Source organism: Acaryochloris sp. IP29b_bin.137 (genome assembly GCF_028285745.1).
GTDB lineage: Bacteria > Cyanobacteriota > Cyanobacteriia > Thermosynechococcales > Thermosynechococcaceae > Acaryochloris.
Genome location: NZ_JANQOP010000057.1, coordinates 1 through 26,720, shown reverse-complemented (window position 1 = coordinate 26,720; position 26,720 = coordinate 1). Strand labels below are relative to the sequence as shown.

The following is a 26,720-nucleotide window of genomic DNA, read 5'->3' as shown; positions in this document are numbered from 1 at the left end:
TTGACGTGGGGTTTTGTTCGTTCAAATTTTGCGCGTGCCATGTATCAACTATTCCTTTTCGATGAATTATGCGTTCCCTTTGTTTTTTTCGATGATGGGCTCAGCAACACTGCGAGGGACCTCCTCATAGTTACTAAACTCCATTGTAAAGATACCTCGACCCTGAGTCATAGACCGGATATCTGTGGCATAGCCAAACATGGTCGCCAAAGGGACTTTAGTGGTCACCTTGGCGAGCCCTTGGGCCACTTCTTGACCTTCGATTTGGCCTCTACGAGAAATGAGATCACCCATTACAGAGCCGAGGAAGTCTTCAGGAACTTCAACCTCAACCTTCATCATTGGCTCGAGCAATGCCGGGGAGGCTTGCATTGCCCCCTCCTTAATTGCCATAGAACCTGCGATTTTAAAGGCCATTTCAGAAGAATCAACATCATGGTACGACCCATCAATCAACGTCGCTCGGACATCAATGAGGGGATAACCAGCTAAGATACCAGATTCACAAGCTTCTTTCATCCCTTGCTCCGCTGGACTAATAAATTCTCTGGGGACAGATCCCCCCACAATCTTGGAAATAAACTCAAAACCCACACCTTCTTCTGCCGGTTCGAGCTCAATCACTACATGACCATATTGTCCTTTGCCGCCGCTCTGTCGGATGAATTTTCCTTCCGCAGTGATGGCCTTGCGGATCGTCTCCCGATAAGCGACCTGAGGGGCACCAATGTTGGCCTCCACCTTAAATTCTCGCAGCATTCGGTCAATCAGAATCTCTAGGTGAAGTTCACCCATTCCGGCAATGACCGTTTGATTAGTCTCGGGGTCAATACTGACCCGAAAGGTGGGATCTTCCTGGGACAAAGATTGCAAAGCTTTGGACAGTTTATCCATGTCTTGCTTGGTTTTGGGCTCAACCGCCACAGAAATCACCGGTTCAGGAACATACAGCGATTCCAGAATAATCGGGTGGGCTTCGTCACAGAGGGTTTCTCCCGTGAAGGTATCCTTGAGACCCAAGGCTGCCCCAAGATCCCCAGCCCGCAACTCTTCAACCTCAATCCGATCATCGGCTTTCATGATGATTAAGCGCGAAACCCGTTCTTTTTTACCTTTCGTGGGATTGAGAACGTAACTCCCCTTGGCAAGGACCCCAGAATACACGCGAATAAAGGTCAGACGTCCATAGGGATCGGACATCACTTTAAAGGCTAGTGCCGCTAACGGGGCATTGTCATCGGCTGGACGATCGGCCTCCGCCCCATCGGGCAATGTTCCTCGAATCGCCGGAACATCAATGGGAGCTGGCATATAGTCAATGACCGCGTCTAACAACAGTTGGACACCTTTATTTTTGAAGGCCGATCCACAGAGCATGGGGACGATCGTGCCAGCAATGGTTCCCTCCCGCAGAGCTACCTTGATATCGTCTTCTGATAAGGAAACACCATCCAGATACTTTTCCATCAAGTCATCATTGGATTCGGCAATCGCCTCAACCAGCAGGGTTCGATATTCCTGTGCTTGGGTGAGGACCGCCTCGGGAATCTCTGTCTCTTGAATATCTGTACCTTGATCGTTGGTGTAGAGAAAGGCTTTCATGCAGACTAAGTCAACAATGCCTTCAAATTGATCCTCGCTGCCAATGGGAATCTGAATTGCGATCGCATTCGCTTTGAGCCGATCTCGAATTTGGTCATGGACCTTGAAAAAATCAGCTCCCGTTCGATCCATCTTGTTGACAAAAACGATCCGAGGAACCTGGTACCGGTCGGCTTGTCGCCAGACCGTCTCAGACTGAGGCTGAACCCCTCCCACAGAGCAAAAAACGGCAATGACACCGTCCAGGACGCGCATGGAGCGCTCTACCTCAATGGTGAAATCCACATGCCCAGGGGTATCAATAATATTGATTTGATGGTCTTGCCAAGTTGTCGAAATCGCTGCAGCCGTAATGGTGATGCCCCGCTCACGCTCCTGATCCATCCAGTCCGTCACCGTATTGCCATCGTGAACTTCTCCGACCTTATGAACAACGCCGGAATAAAACAGAATGCGTTCAGTTGTTGTCGTTTTTCCTGCATCAATATGGGCTGCAATACCAATATTGCGCACTTTATCTAGCAGGACGGAACGTGCCACAGCTACCTCCTTCGACCAAGCAAGTTCTCAGTACAAGTCACTTGCAACTCTAATTGCTGTAATGATTCTATAACTTTTTCTAGATAATCTTAACAAAGCTTAATAGCGATAATGGGCGAAGGCCTTGTTCGCTTCGGCCATTCTATGGGTCTCTTCCCGCTTGCGAATCGCAGCGCCTGTTTCATTGGCGGCATCAATCAGCTCGTTGGCCAGTTTAGTGACCATAGAGCGGCCCGGACGTTGGCGGGAGAAACGAATAATCCATCTCAAGGCCAACGCTATTCCGCGGTCAGAACGCACTTCCATCGGCACTTGATAAGTTGCCCCGCCCACACGCCGAGCCTTAACCTCTACCAAGGGTGTCACGTTACGAATGGCGGTTTCAAACACCTCTAATGGATCTTGATTCGTCCGCTCCTCAATAATTTTGAGGGCATCATACAGAATTCGAGAGGCTAAAGATTTTTTGCCACTTTTCATCAGTCGCCGAATCGTCATGCTAATTAAACGGCTGTTATAAACTGGATCGGGCGGAACAGGGCGCTTTTGGACACGAATTCGACGAGACATGAGAAATCCTACACAAAAAAGAATAATTGAAGGTCACAGACAGAACCCCGAGCACGGGGGGCAGATTATGAAATTCGGCCGGGTAAGCCGATGACAAAGGAGGACAGCGGGATTTCAATCCAATTCAGAAATTCTTCCCTGACCCTATCAACAATCTGCGCATTTGAGCCAACTATCGCTCTCATCAGCACTGGAAGAAAGACGGTCAGGAATCAGCCTCTGTTAAGCTTTGGGACGTTTGGCTCCATACTTGGAACGACCTTGGCGTCTATCTTTTACGCCTGCTGTATCCAAAGTTCCGCGAATAATATGGTATCGAACGCCGGGTAAGTCCTTCACCCTACCGCCTCGAATCATGACCACAGAGTGCTCCTGCAGATTATGACCAATTCCAGGGATATAAGCAGTGACTTCAAAGCCAGAAGTTAGGCGAACCCGTGCAACTTTCCGAAGGGCAGAATTGGGCTTTTTAGGTGTAGTGGTATAAACCCGGGTACAAACGCCCCGCCGTTGAGGGCAGCTTTTAAGAGCTGGGGACTTGGTCTTTTTCTTTGAATTAAAACGTTCGCTGCGAATGAGCTGCTGAATAGTGGGCATAGATGGGCTGCAAATTTAGGATTAGGATTTTTAATTTCTTCCAAATCCTAACTATATAGATCTTTGACCTCCAGTGTCAACTTACCCACTCAGACCCGGTAAGTTCAGATCCCCGGTTAAGTCTTCCATGCGCTCTCGCATAGTTTCAGTCGACTTTTGATAAGCATCTTTCATCGCTTCGGTCACCAGTTCGGAAAGGGCATCCAGCCCCTTATCCACTGCTTCTTGCGTAATTTCAGCCCGAATAGGTTCTTGATTGCCGCTCATCACGATTTTAACTGAGCCACCCCCTGCTTCACCCTCGATTTCCATTTTTTCGAGGTCTTCTTGCAGCTGCTTTGCGCCTTCTTGCACTTGCTGGGCTTTTTGGATAGCCGCAGCGAGCTCTTTCATTTTGCCGAGGCCGAAACCAAATCCTTGTCCTTGTCCTTGTGGCATAGTTTTGTTAATTAGTTAATGGGCTTGATTCAAGGGTTTGTTTGCACACACGCTGATGTAGCGCATCACAACAAACTGTTTACTATGATACTGAGAGTCTACCCTAAGCGAAACACAGGATATCTACTTTCTAGGGGATTTGTGGAAATTCACCCAACATTTTTACTTCAGGTTTGAGGAGCAAAGACCAATTTTCCTCGACTTTGTGCTGTATATGGCGGATAAGGGTAAAGATATCTGTTGCGGTTGCGTTCCCAGAATTAAGAATAAAGTTAGCGTGTTTCTGAGCCACTTGAGCACCTCCCAGGGTATATCCTTTCAAACCAGATTGCTCAATTAGCCACCCAGCAGTCCGGGGTAAGGGATTTCGAAAAACGCTCCCACAACTGGGCCAGTCATAGGGCTGCGTACTCAAACGATGATTCAAATGAGACTGGGTGGTTGCCTGCACTTCTTTAACGGATTTATCCCCATGAAGTTGAAAAACGGCCTTGACGACGGGTTGGGAATGCTGTTGCAAAACCGAAGAGCGATACTGAAACGCCATATCTTCCATTGTCAAGATTTGAATGGATCCATCGGCATCCAGGATATGGGCTTCGGCTAGGATATCAGCCGTGCATCCTCCATGGGCACCAGCGTTCATCACCAGGGCTCCGCCTACGGTGCCGGGAATGCCAACCGCCCATTCCATCCCTGCCCATCCTCGTTTTGCGGCTTGCCAAGCCAGCTTAGGCAGGGGTTCTCCGGCATAGGCCGTGATTTGGCAGACGCCATCATCAAAACTGCGTTCGCGTAGATAACGAGTGGCAATCACCAGCCCCGGAAGTCCTTGATCGCTAATTAACAGGTTAGAGCCAGCCCCCAGAAACGTGATCGGTAGCTTTTGCTCATGGGCCCAAGCATAGCTGGCTTGCAATTCCTCCAAATTTTTAGGTGCGATAAACCATTCAGCTGCTCCTCCAACCCTGAAAGTGGTCATGTCTGCCAAACTGACGTGTGCATGAATGGTGCAGCGACTGTCTGCTAGAACGATAGAGGAAGGTGTCATTGAAGAACGACCTCAGGCGATGCTTGAGCAGAAATTTGGTAGTGAGCCAGCACGGTTGGAATAATTTGATTTAAGTTGCCTGCGCCCAAGAATAGGACGACGTCACCTGCTTGCAGATGCGTCTGTAAGCAGGTGACTACATTTTCCAAGGAAGGTTGATAGGTGACGTGAGGATGATGGGCTGCGATCGCATCTGCGACCTGCTGTCCATCAATGGTGCCAGGGTTGGGTTCCCCAGCGCTGTAAATATCAGTGACAACCACCATATCAGCCGCTTGGAACGATTGGCTGAATTCGGATAAGAAGGTCGTCACTCGACTATATCGATGGGGCTGAAAGACAGCCACAACACGGGATTGGGAATATTGTGCAGCTGCCGTTTCTGCATGGAGACGGGCCGAGCCCAATGTCATTTGGATCTCGCTCGGGTGATGAGCATAGTCATCGACAAAACAGATGCCTTGAGCTTCACCATAAATTTCGAAACGACGTTTCGCCCCTGCAAAAGTGCTTAATGCGTTAGCAATATCAGAAAACTTCAGTCCTGCTAAACGTCCAATCGCAACCGCAGCAAGGGCATTACTAAGATTGTGTTCTCCGAGAAGGGGAAGTTGGAGTTGGCCCAAATATTCACCGTGCTCCAGAACTTCTGCAGCGGTTCCTTGACCTGAATAGTCAATCATGCGGACGGTGTAATCTGCAGACCGATCTGGGTCGAGGCCATAGGTAATCAGGGTTTGATCCGTTTGGTCACTGACCTGAGCTAAAATCTGTGCCGCAATGATGGGGCAATCCGCGGAAACGATCATCGTGTGGCAGTGATCCACAAACTGTTGGAAGATACCCACGACTTGTTCGATGGAGCTGTAGTGGTCTGGATGATCCAGCTCAATATTAGTGATCACACCGATGTGAGGGGAAAACTTTACAAGCGACCCATCTGATTCATCGGCTTCAGCGACTAAGTAAGCACTATCCCCTGTCCGGGCATTCCCCCCCCAGGCAGCCACCTCTCCCCCCACAATGATGGTGGGGTCTAATCCAGTTTCCAATAGCAAATACCCTACCAAACTACTGGTGGTGGTTTTACCGTGAGTTCCGGCAATAGCAATGCTTTGAGGAAACTCTTGTATAAGCGCTGCTAGTACATCTGAGCGATGAAAGATCGGACAGCCTCGCTGGACGGCGGCTTGATATTCTGGATTGTCTTCATGAATCGCCGTGGAGCAAATCACCTGAGGGAGTGAAGACATGGCATCGCTTTGGCAAAGCTGCTGAATATTTGCCGCCTCTTGCTGCCAGAAAATCTGGGCTCCCTCGGCATCTAATTGTTGAGTAATGTGGCTCGTTTTTAGATCTGAGCCCGAAACAGGCAGTTGCCGTTTAAGCAGGATATGTGCCAATGCTGACATGCCGATACCGCCAATACCGATGAAGTGAATAGGACGGCCACTTAAATCGACTGCACTCTGCATTGTTGCGCTTCGCTCCTTCTCTTCCCACACCTACTTACACGCGACATCATAGCAGGAACTCAAGGATTTAGAGGCCTCCTTCACTTTTCAGCGCATCCCCATAAAATCCATTGGAATCTAGAGTGAATTGGAATGCTGGTTCACGATTCTGCCAGAAGCAGTCAGGCATTTTTACTACATGTCAACTTGAACGCAGTGCTGAGATTCAAATAAAATACATTTTCCTCTGAGAGCTTTTTAATATGCTGCTTGTGAATATGTCAATTCAATCCCTTTGAACATGGCTGTCATCCTGAATCTGCCGTCGATCATGTAATTATTTGTAATGATTGGTAGCCACCCTTCACTCCGGTGCAACCCTATCTTCCTGATTCAGCGGTTTCGTTAAACAATGGACATACTTCGATTGGACAATATCAAAATCGTTCTGGTTGAGCCTGCTGGCCCTTTAAATATTGGTTCAATCGCTCGGGTGATGAAAAATATGGGATTACAGCAATTGGTGCTGGTTAATCCTCACTGTGATATTTTCAGTGCTGAGAGTCAGAAAATGGCTGTCCACGCTGCTGAACTTTTATCCCAGGCCACCATTGTCCAGACTTTAACCGATGCCCTAGAAGGATGTCAGCGAGTCGTGGCTACCTCCGCTCGACCCCGGCGTTTGCCCATAGAGACTTATCCCCCCAAACAAATTCTGCCTTGGTTGTTGGACGGTCCCACTGCTCTCGTTTTCGGACCCGAAGATCGAGGGTTGAGCAACGCAGAGCTGTACCATGCCCAGGCCTGTTTACAAATTCCCACGAATCCAGCGTACTCAGCCTTGAACTTGGCCCAAGCTGTAACAATTTGTTGTTACGAACTTCGTCAGTTCACCCTAGATCATCACCAAGGAACTACTGAGGGAGTTCCACCGCATTATGCATCCCACCACTCGCCTTCCCCAAGAGAATTAGCTCCTTTTCAGCAAAAAGAAGAGTTCTTGAGGGCATTTGAGGCAATTTTACTAGAAATTGGCTATCTCCATCCCCATACCGCTAAGGCTCGCATGCAGAAACTGCGGTTAATGGTGAACCGCGGCCAGCTTTCTCCGCAAGAAGTGGCAATGTTAAGGGGTATGATTCGTCAGGTAGACTGGAAAATCCAATCAAATTGATTAAAATACTCGTAATCTGAATGAACTGGGGTCCGCTGACGGCTAGCGAGAGCCCAAAGACTCCTCAACTGGTCCAGAGAAAAGGGTTTACTTTGAGTCCTCGGACTCCATTGCAGCAAAGACTTGATTTAGGAGAGGGTGGTGCTTCAACACTCCAAGCGGACTTTAACTCGGCAACAACAGCGCCAACTCTGGGAGCGACGGAGAAGGGCTCATCAAACCCGTCGGGCGATTCGTAAGCAGGAACGCCTGCAGCAGGCCAAGCATCGATCCCCATCGAAGCGCTCTCGGCAGACTCCTTCTGCGGTGAAGGCCGATCAGACGAAGGCAGCTCCCGGCCAATCCCCTGCCGTCAGGCGATCAAGGCGCTATTCCCAGGATAAGTTCGTTCGCCCATACCGTCAGACGCCTTCTACGCAGTCGGGATTGTTGGCATATGTCATCCGGTTATCCATTTTGGGGGCTGGGGTGGCTGCGATCGCAGGGACTGTTCTAAGCGTGATTGATCCCAAACCTCGTAGTGTGCCAGCATCGTCTCACTCTTCCTCTAATCTCGCAGCCTTTGCTCCCCCCACTAAAGCGAAAGAACAAGGACAGCCACAAAAGCAAGGACAGCCGATCAAGCCCAAAACGTTTGATCCGCCAGCAGAAACGCCTCAATCTCTTTTCTATCGATGGTCCCAGGAACCTCGGCTCAACCGCTTAATTCGTGAAGGCCAGGAACTTTCTGCCATTAAGCAACAGATTCAGCAATGGTCCGCCGCCCAACCCGAACTGTCGCCTGCCCTATTTTTCCTTAATCCGGATACAGGCGACTATCTGGACATCAACAGCACGGATAGTATTTCCGCTGCCAGTACGATCAAGATCCCAGTTCTACTGGCTTTTTTTGAAGACGTTGATGCAGGCAAGATTGCCCTGGATGAATCTCTAGTGATGCGTCAAGATTTGGTCGCATCGGAAGCAGGCTCCATGCAATATCAGCAGGTGGGAACTCGGTTTTCAGCCCTAGAAACCGCCGAGTACATGATTGCCATCAGCGATAATACTGCCACCAATATGTTGATTGATCGTTTGGGAGGCGCCCAAAAACTAAATCAACGTTTTAAATCCTGGGGGCTAAAGCATACGGTGATTCGCAATCCCCTGCCAGACTTGGAGGGGACTAACACGATCAGTCCCCGGGATATGGCGACCTTGATGTTGAAACTGAGAAATGAAGACCTTCTGTTGCCGAAAAGTCGTGGGCAGGCCTTGGATATTCTCCGTCAGACCGTGACCAAGACCCTCCTGCCCCAAGGTTTGGACAAGGATGCCAATATTGCCCACAAAACGGGGGATATTGGCTCGGTTGTGGGTGATATTGGCCTGATTGATATGCCCAACGGTCAACACTATGTGGCCGCCATTTTGGTGCAGCGCCCCCATAATGATCCTCGCGCTCAAGAGCTGATTCGTAAGATTTCTAAACTGACCTACCAAACTTTTCGGGCTCAAGGGCAGCCTGGTGAAGCAGCAACGCCGCCTGAGCTAGCAAATTAATGGATATCGATATCTTGTCGTGAAAACTCAGGGTGTAAGAAAACCCGATGGAACCTTGGCAGACTCATCTACCACCTGCAATTGATCGCAGCCAGCTTCAGGAGTCCTCGGCAGGAGACCGAGCGTTTGAGCAGGAACTTCTGCACTTGTTTGTGGCGGATACGCAACAACATTTGAAGCGTTTGAAGACTGCGATCGCAACCCAAGATTTTGATATCGCTCAACGTGAGGCCCACCATATGAAGGGGGCCAGTGCCCATGTGGGTGCTGTAACGATGTATGCGATCGCGACAGCAGTCGAAGTCCAAATGAGGCAGCATATGATGGACCAAAGCCTCCCTTTACTGAATCAACTCGAAATGGCCTATCAAGCGGTCATTGACCAGACTGAGCAATGGGATCAAGACTTAACATCTCTCAGTTAAGCTGTAGATAAAGTAATCACCCCAAAAATTGTCTTCCATCCATAGGTTAAGTCTCTGCCCATTGGGTCTGTGGATGGTCGGGGCGATCGCTCTCGCCATTGTTGTCCCATCTTGCTCCTATGCGCTTTATCGATCAAACTGAAATCTTCGTCAAAGCCGGTAAAGGGGGAGATGGGATGGTGGCATTTCGACGAGAAAAGTATGTGCCTGCAGGTGGGCCCGCAGGAGGCAATGGCGGGCGAGGCGGATCGGTTGTGCTTCAGGCTTCAAACCATCTGCAGACCCTATTAGACTTTCAGTACAACCACCAATTTATTGCAGAAGACGGGAAACGCGGTGGCCCTAAAAATTTGACGGGGGCATCGGGGGAAGACCTATTGATTGAGGTTCCCTGTGGCACGATGATTTATGACACCGACACCATGAACCTATTAGGAGATTTGACCACTAATGGACAAACCTTAATCGTTGCTCAGGGCGGTAAAGGCGGCTTAGGCAACAAGCATTTTCTCAGCAACCGCAATCGAGCGCCAGAACATGCCTTACCTGGATTACCGGGTGAAGAGTATCGTCTACGGTTAGAGCTAAAACTCTTGGCAGAAGTGGGCATTATTGGCCTGCCCAATGCGGGTAAGTCAACCTTAATTTCTGTCTTGTCTGCTGCTCGACCTAAAATTGCTGACTACCCCTTTACAACGCTGGTTCCAAACTTAGGAGTCGTGCCTCGAGCGACCGGAGATGGCACGGTCTTTGCCGATATTCCCGGTCTAATTGAGGGAGCCCATGACGGGGTTGGTTTGGGCCATGATTTTCTCCGGCATGTGGAACGCACCCGATTATTACTGCATTTGGTAGACGTTACTGCGACGGATCCCACGCAGGATTACCAGACCATTCAACAGGAGTTGGCAGCCTACGGTCAGGGATTGCGAAATCGTCCCCAACTGTTGGTCCTCAATAAAATCGATGCGATAGACTCGCAATGCCTGAAGCACCATCAAATAAACCTTGAGCAGATCAGCGGTGGTCCGGTTTACCTGATCTCTGCCGTTGCTCAACGGGGCTTAGACATCTTAATGCAACAGATTTGGGAAATCCTCGACCATTTACCGGATGAGCGCCCTGATCCTCCAAGTCCGATTCTGGACACATCCATCTTAAGAGAAACGTAAATTTAGGCAGAAAGAAGTTGAATTATCATTCAATCTGGGAAAGATTAAGTAATAATACGATATAAGTTTGCAAGCCTCAGCAACTTAGATTTCGGTTATTAGAGTTCTGAGTCAAGCAAAGCATTAAGACACGGGTGGCTTCTAGAGTATGCAAGACGTTATCACGGCTGAACAAAATCAACTGCTGCTCATTGACGATGATCCAAACCTGATTCTCTTGGTGAAGGATTACTTAGAATTGCGTGGATATGAAGTGACAACGGCCAAGAATGGTCGCGAAGCCCTGCGCGTTCTAGAGAAAAGTATTCCAAATTTGATCATCTGCGATGTGATGATGCCAGAGATGGATGGTTATGCGTTTGTCAAACGCGTTCGAGATAACCCGCAAACGAGTTACCTTCCCGTCCTCTTTTTATCGGCAAAGGGGCAAATCCAAGATCGAGTTACCGGATTAAACACTGGGGCGGATGTTTATATGATTAAGCCCTTTGAACCGGATGAGCTCGTGGCCCAAATTGAAGCATCCTTAAAGCAAGCCTCGCGAATGATGCAAAAACAGGCCAATTCTCTGGAGGGAGAACTGTCGGTTCAAGTTCCGTTTGATGTGGACTTGACGCCGACAGAAACGAAAGTCATTCAGCTGGTAGCTAAAGGCATGTCTAATCGCGAGATTGCCGAAGATTTAAGCGTCAGTCAACGAACGGTGGAAAGCCATGTCAGCAATATGCTAGGCAAGACGGGCTTAAGCAACCGGACTGAGCTGGCCCGATGGGCAATTGAACAACGCATGGTTTAGGTCCCAGGGTTGGCGCGATCACGCATCAGCAACCAAACCATCAAACTAAGAATCCCAAGCTGCAGCATTAAGTTGGGCAAGGCGGTGGAGACATTTTCCCTGGCGAGCAACTGGAAGAAAAACACCACAGCACCCACGAAGGCTGAACCTGCAAACGCAATATAGATAAAGCGTCGCAAACCCCGGTATGGGGATTTGAGTTCAGCACGGAGTTGTTTCAGCTGGTCTTCATTTAACTGAGATCGAGGCGGTTTTGAGGTTGGGGGCTGGGACATCGATAGTCGTTATGGTCTTGGACACAAATGATTTGACGGATAGAGCCCTTGAGATTGAGCGGCGGGCAGAACCTTATAGCTTAGCCACTTCTTGGGGCTGAGGATCCGGCTGTGGGTGGGGGGGAGATGACTGATGGGTGCTTTCGATCATTTCCACTAGCTCTCTCTCAAAGGTGAGCTGAGCCCGATTCGTCCGACCGCCAATATAGAGCTGATTATCAGCCGTTAATAACCAGATTTGAGAGTGGGAAACATAGCTCATGATCACGCCGATCATCAGCAACCCGAACCCGGCATAAATCCAGGGGATGCCAGGATCGGCTTTTATTTGTAGCCCTGTACTGCCAACGAGTTCGACGACTTTCAGGCTAATATCGTTGACATCAGTGGCCATGCCAGTTCTCACCGTAGAGACGAGCTGGCCCGATTCGTCATAGACCACAACGGTTCCTTGTAAGTCCGTCGTCAACAGGGTCACCCCTGCACTCAGATCGGGTTTGGTTGGCACCCATGTTCCCCACATTCTGCCGCCACCGGGCGCTTGCAGGGCAGCCATCGGCAACTGTAAAACAGGGCTGTTGTTAAGCTGAACTCGCACGGCCGCAATCGACCAATCTGCCTGGTAAAGCGTCACTCCCTGATGCTTGAGGGGTTGATTGACGTGAATAGTTTGTCGATCTAACTCCTGGTGATCTGCATCTACGATCGATAAATCCGAATAGAATTGGTCAATTTGACCTTCAGGGGTATAGTCAATCCAAAAACGATTGACTTGAACTGCCCAATCCTTAGGGATTTGAGCCCCTGACCAAGGGCCTGACTTCACAATATTGCTCACCTGGGCAGTCGTACCACTAGGAATCATTTCTTGGGCCATAAATCCGGTGAGGGAGCCCCAGATGGATCCTAAGAGAATCAAGATCATGCTGGCGTGGACAATGATGGGGCCAATACGGCCTGTGATCCCTTTGCGGGCATAGAGGCTTTGATCTTCCTCAAAAATTTTGTAGCGATTCTTTTGTAATGCTTCTACCAGTGAGGTTTTCTGATCTGGATCGAGGGTTGTGCTGAGAGCCAGTTTCTCAAACTGACGCGGTTTTTGATAGAATTTCCAACTCCGAGCAGCTTTGAGGGCGGGAAGCTGGCGCATAAAGGTACAGGCAGTCAAGCTCGTGCCAAATAGGATCAGCAGCGACAAAAACCACCAGGTGGCATACACATGATCTAATCCGATCGTGACCAACACTTTCCAGGTTAAAAAGCCAAACAGTGCGGGTTCTTCAGGATAATTGGCCTGATAAAACTCCAGGGACTGACCTTGCTCAATAACAGTGCCTGAAATGCTAAAGAGTGCGATCGCAAGAAGCAATACAATTGCGAGTCGCAAATCCGCTAAAACAGGCACTAACGTTTTTTTGAAAAAAGCTTGAGGCTGGCCGAGATTAGATGTCATGGAAGTTGGATCAAGGAGTTAGAAATTAACAGGCTTACACGCTGGGCAATACATGGTTGAGCAAGGAAAATACCCCAAACGCGACGAGAATAACGCCACTGGTAGGAGTAATCCATGCTGACCACTGCCGAATCGCAAGAAATCGCTTAATTGCTGCTGTAAATGTTCCTGCAATGATCAGCGGAGCCGTATAGCCTGCCGTGTATGACAATAACAGACCGCCGCCTAGAATAGGATCTTGGGTGCTGGAGATCCAGGCCAGCAAAGTGGCTAACACTGGGGTACTACAAGGAGAGGCCACTAGGCCAAAAGTCAATCCTAAAAGGAAAGACCGAACGCCTCGGGGGAGTTGATCAGAAATCAGATCGACCCCTGAGAAACTGGGTAGCCGTAGCGGTAGGGCTTCGAGTAAATTGAGGCCCATAATAATTGCGACTAAGCTAACCACAATCGCCAGCCCGACACCAATTTGTCCATACACTCGACCCAGCAATGCAGCGCCAATACCCAGACCCGCTAACGTTGACGCTAAACCCAAGCAAAACCACATCGATTGGGCCATCGCTTGCCATCTATTCTCCGCTTCATAGCCACCGATATAGCCCACTGTAATCGGCAGCATCGACAGGGTACAGGGCGTCAAACTGGTTAACAGCCCAGCTAAAAAGATAATGCCAACACTCAACACGGAGAGGTGAGAGAGTTGAGTGGAGACAATCGTATTAGCGAATTGTTCAAGGTGATAAAGCTGAATTTCCAGCGTTTCCAGCATAGGGAGAAGCTGCGTCACCGCAACTGACCGATCAGTGTTCGTTATTGATCTTAACGAAATCTGGAGTTTCGGCGCTGTTTTAGCTGTTGTTTTTTGGCAGCTAGCACTGCTCTGGGATCAGTCCGTTTTGTAGGTGCAGAGATTGTGCGCCTTGAGGAGCGTAGCTTAGCCATCATTCGCTTCCATATAGAGGACTTTTGAGGGCGGCGCACTAACTTAAGGGGGGGACGATCGGTAGATGGGAGATCAGCCGAGGAACCCTTCAGCCCCGTCGCGGGAGTCCGATGCCGAGACGTGGCGACGGAAGCATGATCTCCCACTAAGCGAATCAAGGAGGGAGATTCGCCTTCGTGATGGGGAATGGCTACCACCTCTGCGTTTTGACTCTCGCGAGCAGACCGGATCAATAAACCTGCGATCAATAAGCTAGAAATCATGGAGTTGCCGCCATAACTAAACATCGGCAGAGGCAGACCTGTGGTGGGCAACACGCCGATGACAACACCGATATTAATCAGAGACTGGCCGATTAGAAAAATCATGGCCCCAATCGCGACTAAACGCTGGATGGCGTGGGTAGATTTCATGGCTACCCGGAGCGCTAAAAAGCTGTAAGTGGCTAACAGCAATAAAAAACAGAATCCACCTAATAGGCCAAACTCTTCGGCAAACACAGCAAAGATAAAGTCTGTATGCTGAATCGGTAAATAAGAGAGTTTCAATTGTGATTCCCCGAACCCCGTCCCCAAGAGTCCGCCGGAGCCAACCGCTAACAAGCTTTGATGAAGCTGAAAGCCGTCCCCCAGGGGATCATCCCAAGGACTCAAAAACGACAAGATTCGACTTTGTTGATAGGGATTACGCAACACGCTAATGGCCGCTAAACCGATACCCGCTAGGGCTGTTACCAGCAGAGACCGATAGCGCAGGCCTGCTGCGAGGGCAATCAACCAAAGGGTCATGCCACATAAAGCTGTGGTGCTGAGATTGGGCTGAATCAGAATTCCCAGCAGGGTTAGCAAAAACAGGAATAACCACCCTAATCGCTCCCCTAGGGTTAATCGAGGCCAGCGGTTGAAAATGTAGGCGCTTTGCAAAATCAAAAAGGGCTTGATTAACTCCGACGGTTGCAGGGGAAAGGGGCCAATATCGATCCATCGCGTTGCCCCATTAATGGTCATCCCTAATCCAGGAATTTTAGTGGCAAAAATCAGCACCAAACACAAAAAGAACCCCAATGCGGAGAGGTTCATCAGCCGTTGCAAGCGGATGTGAATAACCGCGCAAAACCCTAACAGTCCCAAAACCACTCCTAAGAGCTGGCGTTTGGAATAGTAGAAGCCATCCCCAAATTCAACAGCCCCAGCATGGTAGGAGGCCGAGAATAAAACGACAAGGCCAATCCCTAGCCAAAATAAGGTTAACCAATGCAGAAAACGAGCTTCGGCAGCCCATTCTTCTGTCGAATAAGGAGGGGAAGGAATGAGGCGGCGTATCTTCACGACCAGTAGACCCCAGCGATCAGTCGAGGCCAGTATAGCAGACCCGCTTAGGAAGTGAAGGATAACCCCAAATGGCCAGGTTTTAGTTCTCTGCTATGGCTAATGGCAGCTAATGCGTCTCCGGATCTTGAAACAGAGGGGTACTTAGGTAGCGTTCACCGAAGCTTGGCTGAATCATGACGATCAGTTTATCTTTGTTGTCAGGGCGTTTGGCGACCTGGATAGCTGCCCATAGGGCAGCCCCTGACGAAATACCTGAGAGGAGCCCTTCTTCGCGGGCCAAGCGACGCCCGTAGGCGATCGCATCTTCGTCCTTGACCAGCAAAACTTCATCAATCAGATCGACGTTGAGAACGGGCGGCACAAAGCCAGCGCCGATACCTTGGATTTTATGGGGACCCGGTGAGCCGCCGGATAAAACGGGGCTGCCCTCGGGTTCGACAGCAATCGCCTGAAATGAGTCTTTACGAGCCTTCAAAACTTCTGCCACGCCAGTCAGAGTGCCACCGGTTCCAACCCCTGCAATCAGAAAATCCACCTGACCATCAGTATCAGCCCAAATCTCTTCAGCCGTTGTTTGGCGATGAATTTGGGGATTTGCTGGGTTACGAAACTGCTGCAGCATATAGGCATTGGGTAGGGTATCCACTAGCTCTTGCGCCCGTTCAATACAGCCGCGCATGCCTTCCGTTCCGGGCGTTAATTCCAGTTGGGCACCATAGGCCCGCAACATGGCTCGTCGTTCTGCACTCATGGTTTCGGGCATCGTTAAGATCAAACGATAGCCCTTGGCAGCAGCAACCATTGCCAGCGCAATGCCAGTATTGCCTGACGTAGGCTCCACCAAAACCGTAATGCCAGGATGAATCAATCCTTGCTTTTCAGCCACCGCAATCATATTGCTGCCAATCCGATCTTTGACGGAAGAGGATGGATTCAGACTCTCGAGCTTGATCACAATTTTGGCGAGACAACTTTCCGCCTCAGGAATTCGATTGAGTTGGATCAGAGGCGTTTTACCAATGAGTTCGGTGATGTCGTGGGCGATACGCATAGCAAAAGTCCTTGCTTTATAGAGTCAGTCGAGGACAGGACCGCAGATCAAGCAACCCAGATCTTCCCTTAGCTTAGATGCAAAGCATTTAGATGTAATACATTAAGTCAATTTGTTTTTTGGTATCTCTGCGATCGCATAAATCTTGTAAGGTACAGTTTTTCAGCACCGTACTCGCAGCCTGATCGGCTTCTTGCCAGATTTCATCAACCACCGCCCGCTCTGCCGTGAGATCCGCTTGAGCTCCGTTCCCAGGTTGTGGATCTCTGCCCTCAATACAGTTCATAATCTCCAAAAGCGTAATCTGCCAGGGTTCACGAGCCAATAAATATCCCCCTCGGGCACCCCGCTGAGAACAGACTAAACCGGCACGGCGGAGGATTGCGAGGAGCTGTTCGAGGTAGCGATCGGGGATATGCTGCTGAGCGGCAATCTGGCGAATTTGCATCGGTTCGCCCTGCGGGTAGTGATCTACTAGCGAGAGCAGCGCCAGAACCGCATACCTGCATTTACATGACAATTCCACAGGGCAAGCCCCACTGAGGCAACAACAGCCTTTGACCTAGTATACTCCGGTTCCCCATCGGAGTTTAGGGGTTATTACAGTCTGATGATTCCAGTCTGAGCTGGCCAGCAGGAGCACATCGAGCCCCCTTCACCCCAACTCAATGCCCATCCAGCGATACAACCACAAAATCCCCGCCTGGTAACCGGTCCAAATTTGCGCCCCGGCCATCATGCAGAGTAAGGCCCCAAGCACCAAAAAAGGACCAAAGGGAATGGCCTGAAATCGTCCGATTTTGCCAAAGACCCGACCGCCTAATCCGACAATAGAACCTGCAAAACACGCTAAAAACAGCGTGAGGAGCATCTGTTTCCACCCTAACCAGGCCCCAATCATCGCCATCAGCTTGCTATCTCCTCCACCCATGGCGACTCGGCCAAAGGCGAGGGTGGCGAGGAACCCGATGACATCGATCAGCCAGATCCCAGCAATAACGCCTAATGCACCAAAGATAAACCCCTGAGCTGCCCCCGCTACACCCTGCTGATGCCAGCCCACGACCGTCTGAAAGGTAAGGCCTGAAAGAACCCCCAACTGGGTTAAGGGATTGGGAAGTAACATCACATCCCAATCGATCAAAGCCAAGGAAACCAGGATACTAGCACAGAGCCAATAGCCCAGGGTCTGTAATTGATAGCCAAACAGCAGAAAAATCCCTAGAAACAGACCAGCTGTCGCCGCTTCGACTAGGGGATATCGGCTAGAAATGGGGGTATGACAATATCGACATTTCCCCCGGAGCCATAGCCAACCCAGAACAGGCACATTGTCATAGGGTTTCAGTTGAGTGTGGCATTGGGGACAGCGAGACGGTGGATGAAGTAGAGATAAGCCTTCGGGTAGTCGATAGATAACGACGTTCAAAAAGCTGCCCACCGAGGCCCCCAGGCTAACCACCAGTCCATAGATAAAGATTTCAGCCCAACTCATAGTCTTATGCGCACTAGTATGAAATCACCCGCTCGATTGGATCGGTGATACCTGCTAGTGCTTCTCCTGGATGTTTGCGGGGAGAAAACCTCTACTGACGGTCACCTCCTATTGGCAGGATACCCATCTTGGGCTAATTGAATTCTATTTCTTCCGGTTGGGGGACATCTTCGATCTGGATTTGATCGGCAGCAATAAAACATTCATGGGGCAGCAAGATCGGTTGCTCAGAAAATATCAGTTGACCCCGGCCCGTGTTGCGGTCCATAGCTACCCCGGTGGGGGGTTGAAGATCCGTATGAATTTGGCAATAAGCGTCATAAGCCTCGCGAGCAGAGGCCAATAAAGCCTCTCTAGAGGGCAAGGGAGCAGACTCAGATTGGCGATTTGGATCAGGGGGATTATGAACGTAAGTCACTCGAATATCCCTATTTAATTAGGTTTAATTACCAGTATTTTGTAGCAAGAAACCCCTATTTCAGCAAGAGCAAAGATGGTATGGGTCGGTCAAAATTGGTCTTTATTTCCACTTTTTAGGAGAATCAAATCTCAAAAGGTGCGTTAAATTAGGCGATAAAATCTTCTGAATCAATCGCTCAATCAACCACGGTTTATTTGTATAGAAGGCTGATTAAACGGGCAAGGAAGCGAAATTATTCTAGAATGCGATGGATATAGGATGGGTCTTTGGGTTCAATTCCCTGGCCAATCCATGATGGGAGAAAAAGGGATTTGGCTTTATCCTCTATCGCGATCGCAGACTTTACCAAAGTTAGTGAAGTTGTGCATACTAGCCTCTACACCTTGGATTTAACGCAACCATGAGCGAACGACCCCCTCGACCCTCCCGGCCTGCGCGGTCAAAGCTGGCCAAACGAAAGCCCCAAAAGACGCAGCCTAGGACCTTGATGCTGACCTTAGGTGGAGCTGCGTTGTTGGTGGTGGGAGGCGTGGTTGCGCTGTTCTTGCTGCCAGATGAGAAGCCAGCCGGGCCTTTACCGCTGGGCGCTAAAGTGGTGCCCAGAGATGTGATGTTGAGCGTGACCCTGAATACAGAAGCGAGTCAATGGCAGAAACTCGCTCAGTTCGGCACCGCCAACACCCAGAAGACCCTCCGCCAACGGCTGCAGGCCTTTGAAACAGACGTTCTAGAACCGAATGGCCTGTCCTACAAAGCCAATATCCAACCCTGGGCTGCCAATCAACTGACCATGGCCCTGCTTCCCCCCACGGTCGAGTCAGTAGAAGTGCAAAGCCAGCAAGCAACCATTTGGGTCGTCCCTATTCGAGATCAGGGCCAGTTTGAAAAACTGTTTCAAACCAAGCTAACTACCGCCAGATCGGCGGAGACGCGCACTTATAAAGAAACCAAGGTCTATGAATTCGATGGGGACGATGGCAAACGCTACGGCTTCACCACTTTGGAAAATCGCTGGTTGGTGTTTACGGAAGCGGATGCGCCCATCAACGCCGTGATTGACACCCATAAAGGTAAACCCGCTTTAGCAGATGTGCCTCGCTATCAAGACGCCCTTAAGGAGATTGACAGTGAGGAGGCGATCGCAAAGGTCTATATCAATGTCCCCATTGCTGCTGCCCAGATGAGCCGGGCACCCCTATCCCCGGCCAGCAGAGAGCGGATTCAGACGGTTCAGGCAATTGGCTCTACTCTGTTCCTGATGGATGACGGCATCCAATTCAAGGCGATCTCTTGGCTCAACCCCGAAGCGGAGGAAAAGCTGGCGGTTAAAAATGACGCTAAGGATATTGCCAAGCATCTACCTGAAGACACCTTAATGATGACCTCGGGAGGGAATTTCCAGCAGGTCTGGCGGGACTATGCCCAGGGCAATTTAGCAAAGCTCGTCTTTCCCCTTAATCCTAAAGCCTGGAATGATGACCTGAGCAAGCGCACTGGCATTGACTTTAATAAGCAGTTTGTCAACTGGATGGACGGCGAGTTCTCGGGGGCCATCATCCCAGCCCAAGATAAAAACAATCAAGGGGTGGGCATGGTCTTCTTAGCCAAAGCCAAAAATCGCACCAACGCTAATCAAGCCTTTCAATCCCTGGATGATGCCATGCGCGATCGCTTCGATTTTCTGGTGGCAGAATCCAAGATTGAGAATAAGACCGTAACGACTTGGAAAGTCCCCCCCGGATTGCCGATTGCGAGTCATGGTTGGTTGGACAATGATGTGGCCTTTTTTACCCTTGGGGCACCCATCGCCAACCGCTTGCTGCCCTCCCCCAAGCAAAATTTGACCCAAGCTGCCCGTTTCCAAGGCGCAACGACGTCAGATTTAGATCCGAATAATGGTCATTTCTATATGGATGTGCCGCGCATGCTGGGGTTGCTGGAAACCAATCCCCTGTTGCCGAAGCTGACGCCAGAGACGACGAAGTTTATGCAGGGGATTGAAACGATTGGTGTCACGGCAGCTATCCATAATGAGTGGAGTACGCGCTACGACATTCATGTCAAACTAAAGAAAGGATCCTAGTCGCGCTGGCGCGGCAGGCCCACAAGCTTTAGATTGGAGGTTCCCCGATGGCTGCGAAGTTAGATGATGCGACGATTCGTGAACGGGCACAGTCTCTCACCGATTGGACAACAGACGGTCAGTCCCTAAAAATCACTCGCAAGTTCAAAGATTTTTTGGCAGCGATGGCCTTTGTCAATAGTTTGGTGGACCCTGCTGAGGCTGCCGGACATCACCCTGATATTTATATCAGCTATAACCGGGTTGATATTACCCTGACGACCCATGATGCGGGGGGTCTGACGGAAATGGATTTCCAGATGGCCCAAACCATTTCTAATCTGTAGCACTGGCTCTAGACTGGCAACGGATGAGCAACTGCACGCTACCGAATCGATCTGAAGTGTGGTTGCAATCGTTGGGCTGGCAGCCCACGGCTGAGCAGGAGAAGCAGTTTGAACGGCTGTTTCAGCAGATTGTGCAGGCCAATCAGCAGCTTAATTTAACCCGAATTACCGATCCCTCAGATTTCTGGGAAAAACATCTATGGGATTCTCTGGTCGGGATTGCGCCCTGGCTACCGACGGAATCTTCTGTACAGCGACAAGATGGCTTCTCGGTAGATAGCAGCCAATCTTTGAAGGTGATTGATATTGGCACGGGGGGTGGATTTCCGGGTTTACCCATCGCAATCGTCAAACCCACCTGGCAAATCACCCTGCTCGATTCCACTCAAAAGAAGCTGACTTTTTTGCAGCAGGTGACGGCAAAGCTGGGCTTGGAGAATGTGGGGATATGTTGTGATCGCGCTGAAAATTTAGGCCAACAGTCTTCCTATCGTGAATCCTTTGATCTAGCCGTTATTCGCGCCGTAGGTTCGGCCTCGGTCTGCGCAGAATATGCCCTCCCTCTCTTGGCTTTACAGGGCTATGCCGTGCTGTATCGCGGTCAATGGACAACCGGAGAGCAGGAGGGATTAGTGGCTGCAATCTCAAAACTGGGAGGCGAGCTGGTCGCAGTCTCACCTGTGACAATGCCCCATTCTCAAGGCATCCGGCACTGCATCTATCTTCGAAAGATTGAGGCCACAAACCCTAAATTTCCTCGGCGCGTAGGCGTGCCTGCTCGCAAACCGTTGTGACTTCACACATATTTATTGCCCGGTCTTTGCACCTAAAAATTGGCGTTATCGATAGGCTTCTAAGCCACCGATCCAGGTGACGAGGGCACGACGGGTGCCTGCGGTCATGGCGGTGACGCGATGCAAGGTATAGCTGGGGAAGATGATCAGGGTGCCACGGGAGCGAGGCATCAGGACGGGCTTTTGAGTGGCATGGAGTTCTAGTCCTCCTCCCACATAAGCGTCTGGATCTGAGAACTGGACGGAGACGGACAGCTTCCGTAAGCCACTGCGCCGCGACCCAATATCCTGATGCCAGGTGTAATGCCCACCGGGTTCATATTCGGTAAGCTGAATGGAGCTTTCAAATCCATCGAGTCGAAATTGCCAGTTTTCGGCATTGACTTGAGCAACGTGATGCATGATTTTCTCGTAGATCCATACGCTGTCTGGATAGTCATTTAACCGCAACCAGCGGAGGGTGCTATCACGGGTGGCTTTATGAACGGATTTACCACCGACTTCTCCGGTCATGGTTTTGACTTTGGGAAAGTAGGCTTCTATGGCATCACATTCTTGATTGCTAAAGCAATGCTCTAGGGCGACGTGTTTTTTAATGGTGGCGTCGTTGGGGTTTTCGGAGACAAATTGGATTTTGGTCTCAACCTGCCGATCCATCAGCTGAATGCTATAGACCTGTTGGTTGATGACTTTATATTCAACGTTGGATTGGACTAGGTCTGGCATAAGAGCTTAGGCAAGAAGACAGCAGCTTGTGATTGAAATTCTATCGGTATTCACTGCTTTAGTTCTGAGAGTGCAGCCTTTCTTCAACTTGCATAATGTGAACCGCAATCAATGATAGGTAGAAAGAAAAGCTACAGCACTTTTCAACACTCCAAAAACCAACAATACTTTCCCCTCTTGGGAGGGGTGCCCGCAGGGCGGGGTGGGTCAGAGTCAAAGTCTTCTTTACCCACCCCTACCCCTCCTAGGAAGGGAGAGCAGTCTCATCATTTTGACCACAAATAATGGGATACTCCAAATCTTCAAGTGCTTATTTTTTAGCTGAACTGAATAGTTTCCATGCAGATTTTTAAATAAAAAGTTATCTCAAAAAATTCTTAATAAATGCGAAATCACAATCTATTTCAGGATTCAATAAAAATAATCAATCCTAATTCATTAGCGTTATGGGTTCTGAGTCTCCCAATCCTCCACCAGGGCAATTTTTGAAGTCTTTAACCGAAACGGTCGCTCAGCTTATTCGCTGGATTGCTGATCTCATTCGGCAGCGAAATTGGTACATGCTGCTGGTTTTGTTGGGGGTGGGACTAGCACTACTTGCTCACTTAAGCCAAACCCAACTCAGTGAGGTATTCAAGAGTATTCAGCCCACTTTTTCGATTGTTCTTTGGGTAGTTGTGGGGCTAATCTTTGCGGTGGCTTTGGGAAATGCCCTTAAAACCCTACCTCGTATTCAGCCGCCTAAACTTCAAGATTTGGCTGAGCGTAAAGCGATTAAGGGATTGCGGCCCTTTGGACCGGATGATGCAGAGATTTTTGCTCAATTGCAGCGAGAACGACTGCTTCGCGATTGCGTGGAAGTGATGACAGGTTCCAACTTCCGATTTGGGATTTTAGTCGGGGAGTCGGGTTGCGGTAAGACGTCTTTTTTACAAGCAGGGATATTGCCTCAGTTTTTGAGACCTGACTGTGAATGTTGGGGTGTGTACGTGCGGTTTTCAGACCAGGAACCGCTAGTTGCCATTCAGCAAGCCCTAGCTAAACAGCTAGAAGTTCCGATGGAGTGGCTGACCACTGAAACAGATGCACATCCCTTTTTGGAGCTACTCACTCAAGCGGTCACTGCGGCGGAAAAGCCTGTGGTGCTTTTTTTAGACCAGTTTGAGCAGTGGTATGTCCATGCCAAGCAGCCCGAGGATCGGCAGCCGTTTTTACAGGGGTTAGTAGCGTGGTATCAACAGCCAACAACTGATGTGAAGATTCTGGTTTCGATTCGCTCAGATTTGTATTTTCATATTGTTGAAATCCAGAAAGCACTCGACTTTAACTTGGGTCCCCAGGATGTGTTTCAGCTAGCTAAGTTTACGCCTGCTGAAGCCACACAGGTCTTAGCGGTGATTGCCCAGACGGAAAACCTGTCGTTTGAAAAATCCTTTGTAATAGAGCTGGCAGAGCAAGAGCTAACGGATCGGGAAGATGGCCGGATTTCTCCGGTGGATGTGCAGATCTTGGCCTGGATGATTGAGCGCCAAAATGCTGCGGAGTTGCGGGCCTTTAATCGCCAAGCCTTTCAGAAGTTCGGAGGCGTGGAAGGACTGTTAATGCGCTTCCTGGACCAAGCGTTGATGGCTCGGGTCTCGGAGGGGCAAAGACAAGCGGCCTTAAAGGTATTGCTAGCCCTAACAGATTTGGAGCGACAGGTTCGCGCAGGGGTGTTAACAGTCAACGAGTTACAGCAAAAGTTATCAGGCTCTCTCTCCCCCCAAGAGGTGCGCGAAGCGGTGCGATGGTTGGAACGGGGAGACGTACGGCTGATTACTCCGATTAACCGCCAGCAGCAAGAAGTGGGGTACGAGCTGGCCCATGAACGCTTAATTCCGTCATTGCTAAAGCAGGCGGGCCGAGAATTATCGGCGGCAGATCGGGCCAATCAGCTTTTGGATCGACGAGTCAATGAATGGTTGGGCAATAACCGCAGTGGGCGCTACTTATTCGGTCCACGGGAGTTGTGGTCGATTAAACAGCAAAAGCCCTATTTAACCTGGGGATCCAAACGACCCCAAAAAGAAAGACTATTGGCTTTAAGCTGGCGGCGAGTGCAGGGATTCACGGGCACACTGATGGCAATTTGCTTGGGGGTTTCTGTGTTTTTAGGTTGGCTATGGTATATCCCGGAAGGACAAATGCAGCAGGTGCGATGGGCCTTGGTCAATCCAATGGGGGGCCCCTTAGATAGAGTTAGCGATGAAGATGCGGTCAGTGCAGCGATTGCTTTCGCCAAAGATGGCAGAAAACAAAAAGCAATGGATATGGTGACCAAATATGTCGATCGTCCAAGGAGTCAGGCTCAATTTTTTGGTCAATTTACATCTGTATTAACTCACGAGGCTGACCATCAAACCGTCAAAAAAGATTTAAATCTAATGAAAGTAAGGGCCGAAAAGATTAATGACCCACGTTTCAAATCCACTGCCCTGAGAGCGATTGCAGACGCCTATTGGGAAATCAATAACCCCAAACTCGCCCATGAAGGATTGAAAAATGCCCTAACCGTCGCCGAAAAAATTGATGAACCAAGTTACAAATCCAATGCCCTGAGAGCGATTGCAGACGCCTATGGGAAAATCAATAACCCCAAACTCGCTCATAAAGTCTTGAAAAATGCCCTAACCGTCGCCGAAAAAATTGATGAACCAAGTTCCAAATCCGATGCCCTGAGAGCGATTGCAGACGCCTATGGGAAAATCAATGACCCCAAACTCGCTCATGAAGGATTGAAAAATGTAATAACCGTCGCCGAAAAAATTGATGAACCAAGTTCCAAATCCAATGCCCTGAGAGCGATTGCAGACGCCTATGGGGAAATCAATGACCCCCAACTTGCCCATGAAGGATTGAAAAATACCCTAACCGTCGCCGAAAAAATTGATGAACCACGTTTCAAATCCGATGCCCTGAGAGCGATTGCAGACGCCTATGGGAAAATCAATGACCCTAAACTCGCCCGTGAAGGATTGAAAAATGTAATAACCGTCGCCGAAAAAATTGATGACCCAATTTCCAAATCCAATGCCCTGAGAGCAATTGCAGACGCCTATGGGAAAATCAATGACCCCAAACTCGCCCGTGAAGGATTGAAAAATGTAATAACCGTCGCCGAAAAAATTGATAAACCAAGTTCCAAATCCAATGCCCTGAGAGCGATTGCAGCCGCCTATGAGAAAATCAATGACCCCAAACTCGCTCATAAAGTCTTGAAAAATGCCCTAACCGTCACCGAAAAAATTGATGAACCAAGTTCCAAATCCAGTGCCCTGAGAGCGATTGCAGCCGCCTATGGAAACATCAATGACCCCAAACTCGCCCATGAAGGATTGAAAAATGTAATAACCGTCGCCGAAAAAATTGATGAACCAAGTTCCAAATCCAATGCCCTGAGAGCGATTGCAGCCGCCTATGGGGAAATCAATGACCCCCAACTTGCCCATGAAGGATTGAAAAATACCCTAACCGTCGCCGAAAAAATTGATGGCCCAAGTTACAAATCCTATACCCTGAGCGTGATTGCAGACGCCTATGGAAACATCAATGACCCCAAACTCGCCCATGAAGGATTGAAAAATGCCCTAACCATCGTCGAAAAAATTGATGGCCCAAGTTACAAATCCGATGCCCTGAGAGCGATTGCAGACGCCTATGAGAAAATCAATGACCCCAAACTCGCCCATGAAGGATTGAAGAAGACTCTAACCATCGCCGAAAAAATTGATGACCCAATTTCCAAATCCGATGCCCTAAGAGCGATTGCAGACGCCTATGGAAAAATCAATGACCCCAAACTCGCCCGTGAAGGATTAAAAAATGCCCTAACCGTCGCCAAAAAAATTGATGACCCAATTTCCAAATCCGATGCCCTGAGAGCGATTGCAGACGCCTATGAGAAAATCAATGACCCCAAACTCGCCCATGAAGGATTGAAGAAGACTCTAAAAGCTGCAGAAGCAGCTAATACCGAAAGTGTTATGGAAGCAATTTCTGTAAAATACGCCTATCTAAGCGATTGGGGACAGTCATTAAAGGCCCTAAGATATTGCCCAGAATCTTGGAAAGTTAAAGCCCAAATCAAACTTCTAACTCTTTGGGCTGAGCAAAAAAATCCTAGATTAATCAATGGCGCAGTGATTTTAGAGCAGCCAGAGCCCCCTACAAAAAATGGTACACGCATCCTAAAAGTCAATCTCTATGGTCCAACAGAAAGTTGTAAACAATACGTCGATTGGTGGGAGATTCTGAGTGAAGATCAAAAATTAATTGATCGACATCTCTTAAACATTAGTCATGATGATCAACAACCTTTTTCTGATATAGCAATTGAGGAGCTAGTTAGGACAAAATAGGACCATGTCTTTTCTGCCTATTTCAATGCCCGCCCCCTATAGCAATGACTTCCGACAAAAA

24 protein-coding genes are annotated in these 26,720 nt (G+C 49.4%); 9 read left to right on the top strand and 15 right to left on the bottom strand.

What is annotated here, in order from left to right; all coding sequences use genetic code 11:
- Positions 1-66 precede the first annotated feature (66 nt).
- The 6 genes from fusA to murC form a co-directional block, all read right to left on the bottom strand.
- Positions 67-2,142 (bottom strand): elongation factor G, encoded by a 2,076-nt coding sequence (gene fusA, locus Q0991_RS04570; RefSeq protein ID WP_299485932.1) that lies wholly within the window; start codon positions 2,140-2,142, stop codon positions 67-69.
- 99 nt (positions 2,143-2,241) lie between these two features.
- Positions 2,242-2,712 carry a 30S ribosomal protein S7 gene (gene rpsG, locus Q0991_RS04565; protein ID WP_299485930.1) on the bottom strand — a complete coding sequence of 157 codons (471 nt, stop codon included), beginning with the start codon at positions 2,710-2,712 and terminating at the stop codon, positions 2,242-2,244.
- A 222-nt stretch (positions 2,713-2,934) separates the two neighbouring features.
- Entirely contained in the window at positions 2,935-3,309 is a 375-nt protein-coding gene (rpsL, locus tag Q0991_RS04560; protein ID WP_299485929.1) for a 30S ribosomal protein S12, read from the bottom strand.
- Positions 3,310-3,390: 81 nt separating this feature from the next.
- Positions 3,391-3,747 carry a YbaB/EbfC family nucleoid-associated protein gene (locus tag Q0991_RS04555; protein ID WP_299485927.1) on the bottom strand — a complete coding sequence of 119 codons (357 nt, stop codon included), beginning with the start codon at positions 3,745-3,747 and terminating at the stop codon, positions 3,391-3,393.
- Between the two features lie 130 nt (positions 3,748-3,877).
- Positions 3,878-4,798, bottom strand: coding sequence for a UDP-N-acetylmuramate dehydrogenase (murB, locus tag Q0991_RS04550; protein WP_299485925.1), 921 nt, complete (start codon positions 4,796-4,798; stop codon positions 3,878-3,880).
- Entirely contained in the window at positions 4,795-6,273 is a 1,479-nt protein-coding gene (gene murC, locus Q0991_RS04545; RefSeq protein WP_299485923.1) for a UDP-N-acetylmuramate--L-alanine ligase, read from the bottom strand. The genes murB and murC overlap by 4 nt, the downstream gene beginning before the upstream one ends.
- Positions 6,274-6,664: 391 nt before the next feature.
- Here murC and Q0991_RS04540 point away from each other — a divergent pair, with 391 nt between their 5' ends.
- The 5 genes from Q0991_RS04540 to Q0991_RS04520 all read left to right on the top strand — a co-directional run bounded on the left by Q0991_RS04540 (position 6,665) and on the right by Q0991_RS04520 (position 11,361).
- Positions 6,665-7,426, top strand: a complete 762-nt coding sequence (locus tag Q0991_RS04540; RefSeq protein ID WP_299485921.1) for an RNA methyltransferase — start codon at positions 6,665-6,667, stop codon at positions 7,424-7,426.
- Between the two features lie 141 nt (positions 7,427-7,567).
- Positions 7,568-8,968, top strand: a complete 1,401-nt coding sequence (locus Q0991_RS04535) for a serine hydrolase (protein WP_299485920.1) — start codon at positions 7,568-7,570, stop codon at positions 8,966-8,968.
- A gap of 47 nt (positions 8,969-9,015) precedes the next feature.
- Entirely contained in the window at positions 9,016-9,393 is a 378-nt protein-coding gene (locus Q0991_RS04530; RefSeq protein ID WP_299485918.1) for an Hpt domain-containing protein, read from the top strand.
- Between the two features lie 119 nt (positions 9,394-9,512).
- Positions 9,513-10,565, top strand: coding sequence for a GTPase ObgE (obgE, locus tag Q0991_RS04525; protein ID WP_299485916.1), 1,053 nt, complete (start codon positions 9,513-9,515; stop codon positions 10,563-10,565).
- A gap of 148 nt (positions 10,566-10,713) precedes the next feature.
- A complete protein-coding gene (locus tag Q0991_RS04520; RefSeq protein WP_299485914.1) occupies positions 10,714-11,361 on the top strand; it encodes a response regulator transcription factor in 648 nt (215 codons plus the stop codon).
- Here Q0991_RS04520 and Q0991_RS04515 read toward each other — a convergent pair.
- The 8 genes from Q0991_RS04515 to Q0991_RS04480 all read right to left on the bottom strand — a co-directional run bounded on the left by Q0991_RS04515 (position 11,358) and on the right by Q0991_RS04480 (position 18,330).
- The gene (locus tag Q0991_RS04515) at positions 11,358-11,636 is read right to left on the bottom strand and encodes a DUF3493 domain-containing protein (RefSeq protein ID WP_299485912.1); all 279 of its coding nucleotides are present in this window, start codon (positions 11,634-11,636) and stop codon (positions 11,358-11,360) included. The genes Q0991_RS04520 and Q0991_RS04515 overlap by 4 nt on opposite strands.
- A 73-nt stretch (positions 11,637-11,709) precedes the next feature.
- Positions 11,710-13,089 (bottom strand): cytochrome c biogenesis protein, encoded by a 1,380-nt coding sequence (locus Q0991_RS04510; protein ID WP_299485910.1) that lies wholly within the window; start codon positions 13,087-13,089, stop codon positions 11,710-11,712.
- 34 nt (positions 13,090-13,123) lie between these two features.
- On the bottom strand, positions 13,124-13,861 hold the full coding sequence (locus Q0991_RS04505; protein ID WP_299485934.1) for a cytochrome c biogenesis protein CcdA: 738 nt from the start codon (positions 13,859-13,861) through the stop codon (positions 13,124-13,126).
- 50 nt (positions 13,862-13,911) lie between these two features.
- Entirely contained in the window at positions 13,912-15,363 is a 1,452-nt protein-coding gene (locus Q0991_RS04500; protein WP_299485908.1) for a putative peptidoglycan glycosyltransferase FtsW, read from the bottom strand.
- 109 nt (positions 15,364-15,472) lie between these two features.
- Positions 15,473-16,417, bottom strand: a complete 945-nt coding sequence (cysK, locus tag Q0991_RS04495; RefSeq protein ID WP_299485906.1) for a cysteine synthase A — start codon at positions 16,415-16,417, stop codon at positions 15,473-15,475.
- Between the two features lie 88 nt (positions 16,418-16,505).
- Positions 16,506-16,943 (bottom strand): Rrf2 family transcriptional regulator, encoded by a 438-nt coding sequence (locus Q0991_RS04490; RefSeq protein WP_299485904.1) that lies wholly within the window; start codon positions 16,941-16,943, stop codon positions 16,506-16,508.
- 129 nt (positions 16,944-17,072) lie between these two features.
- On the bottom strand, positions 17,073-17,912 hold the full coding sequence (locus Q0991_RS04485; RefSeq protein WP_299485902.1) for an A24 family peptidase: 840 nt from the start codon (positions 17,910-17,912) through the stop codon (positions 17,073-17,075).
- A gap of 133 nt (positions 17,913-18,045) precedes the next feature.
- Entirely contained in the window at positions 18,046-18,330 is a 285-nt protein-coding gene (locus Q0991_RS04480; RefSeq protein WP_299485900.1) for a hypothetical protein, read from the bottom strand.
- A gap of 403 nt (positions 18,331-18,733) precedes the next feature.
- Here Q0991_RS04480 and Q0991_RS04475 point away from each other — a divergent pair, with 403 nt between their 5' ends.
- The 3 genes from Q0991_RS04475 to rsmG are packed head-to-tail and all read left to right on the top strand — an operon-like array spanning position 18,734 to position 21,536.
- Positions 18,734-20,416, top strand: a complete 1,683-nt coding sequence (locus Q0991_RS04475; RefSeq protein ID WP_299485898.1) for a DUF3352 domain-containing protein — start codon at positions 18,734-18,736, stop codon at positions 20,414-20,416.
- A 47-nt stretch (positions 20,417-20,463) separates the two neighbouring features.
- Complete coding sequence (locus tag Q0991_RS04470; protein ID WP_299485896.1) at positions 20,464-20,742, top strand: 4a-hydroxytetrahydrobiopterin dehydratase; 279 nt, start codon at positions 20,464-20,466, stop codon at positions 20,740-20,742.
- Between the two features lie 23 nt (positions 20,743-20,765).
- Complete coding sequence (gene rsmG / locus Q0991_RS04465) at positions 20,766-21,536, top strand: 16S rRNA (guanine(527)-N(7))-methyltransferase RsmG (protein WP_299485894.1); 771 nt, start codon at positions 20,766-20,768, stop codon at positions 21,534-21,536.
- Between the two features lie 45 nt (positions 21,537-21,581).
- Here rsmG and Q0991_RS04460 read toward each other — a convergent pair whose 3' ends face one another.
- The gene (locus Q0991_RS04460; RefSeq protein ID WP_299485893.1) at positions 21,582-22,262 is read right to left on the bottom strand and encodes a 2OG-Fe(II) oxygenase; all 681 of its coding nucleotides are present in this window, start codon (positions 22,260-22,262) and stop codon (positions 21,582-21,584) included.
- A 446-nt stretch (positions 22,263-22,708) separates the two neighbouring features.
- Between Q0991_RS04460 and Q0991_RS04455 the strand changes: the two genes are divergently transcribed.
- On the top strand, positions 22,709-26,659 hold the full coding sequence (locus Q0991_RS04455; RefSeq protein ID WP_299485892.1) for a hypothetical protein: 3,951 nt from the start codon (positions 22,709-22,711) through the stop codon (positions 26,657-26,659).
- Positions 26,660-26,720 lie beyond the last annotated feature (61 nt).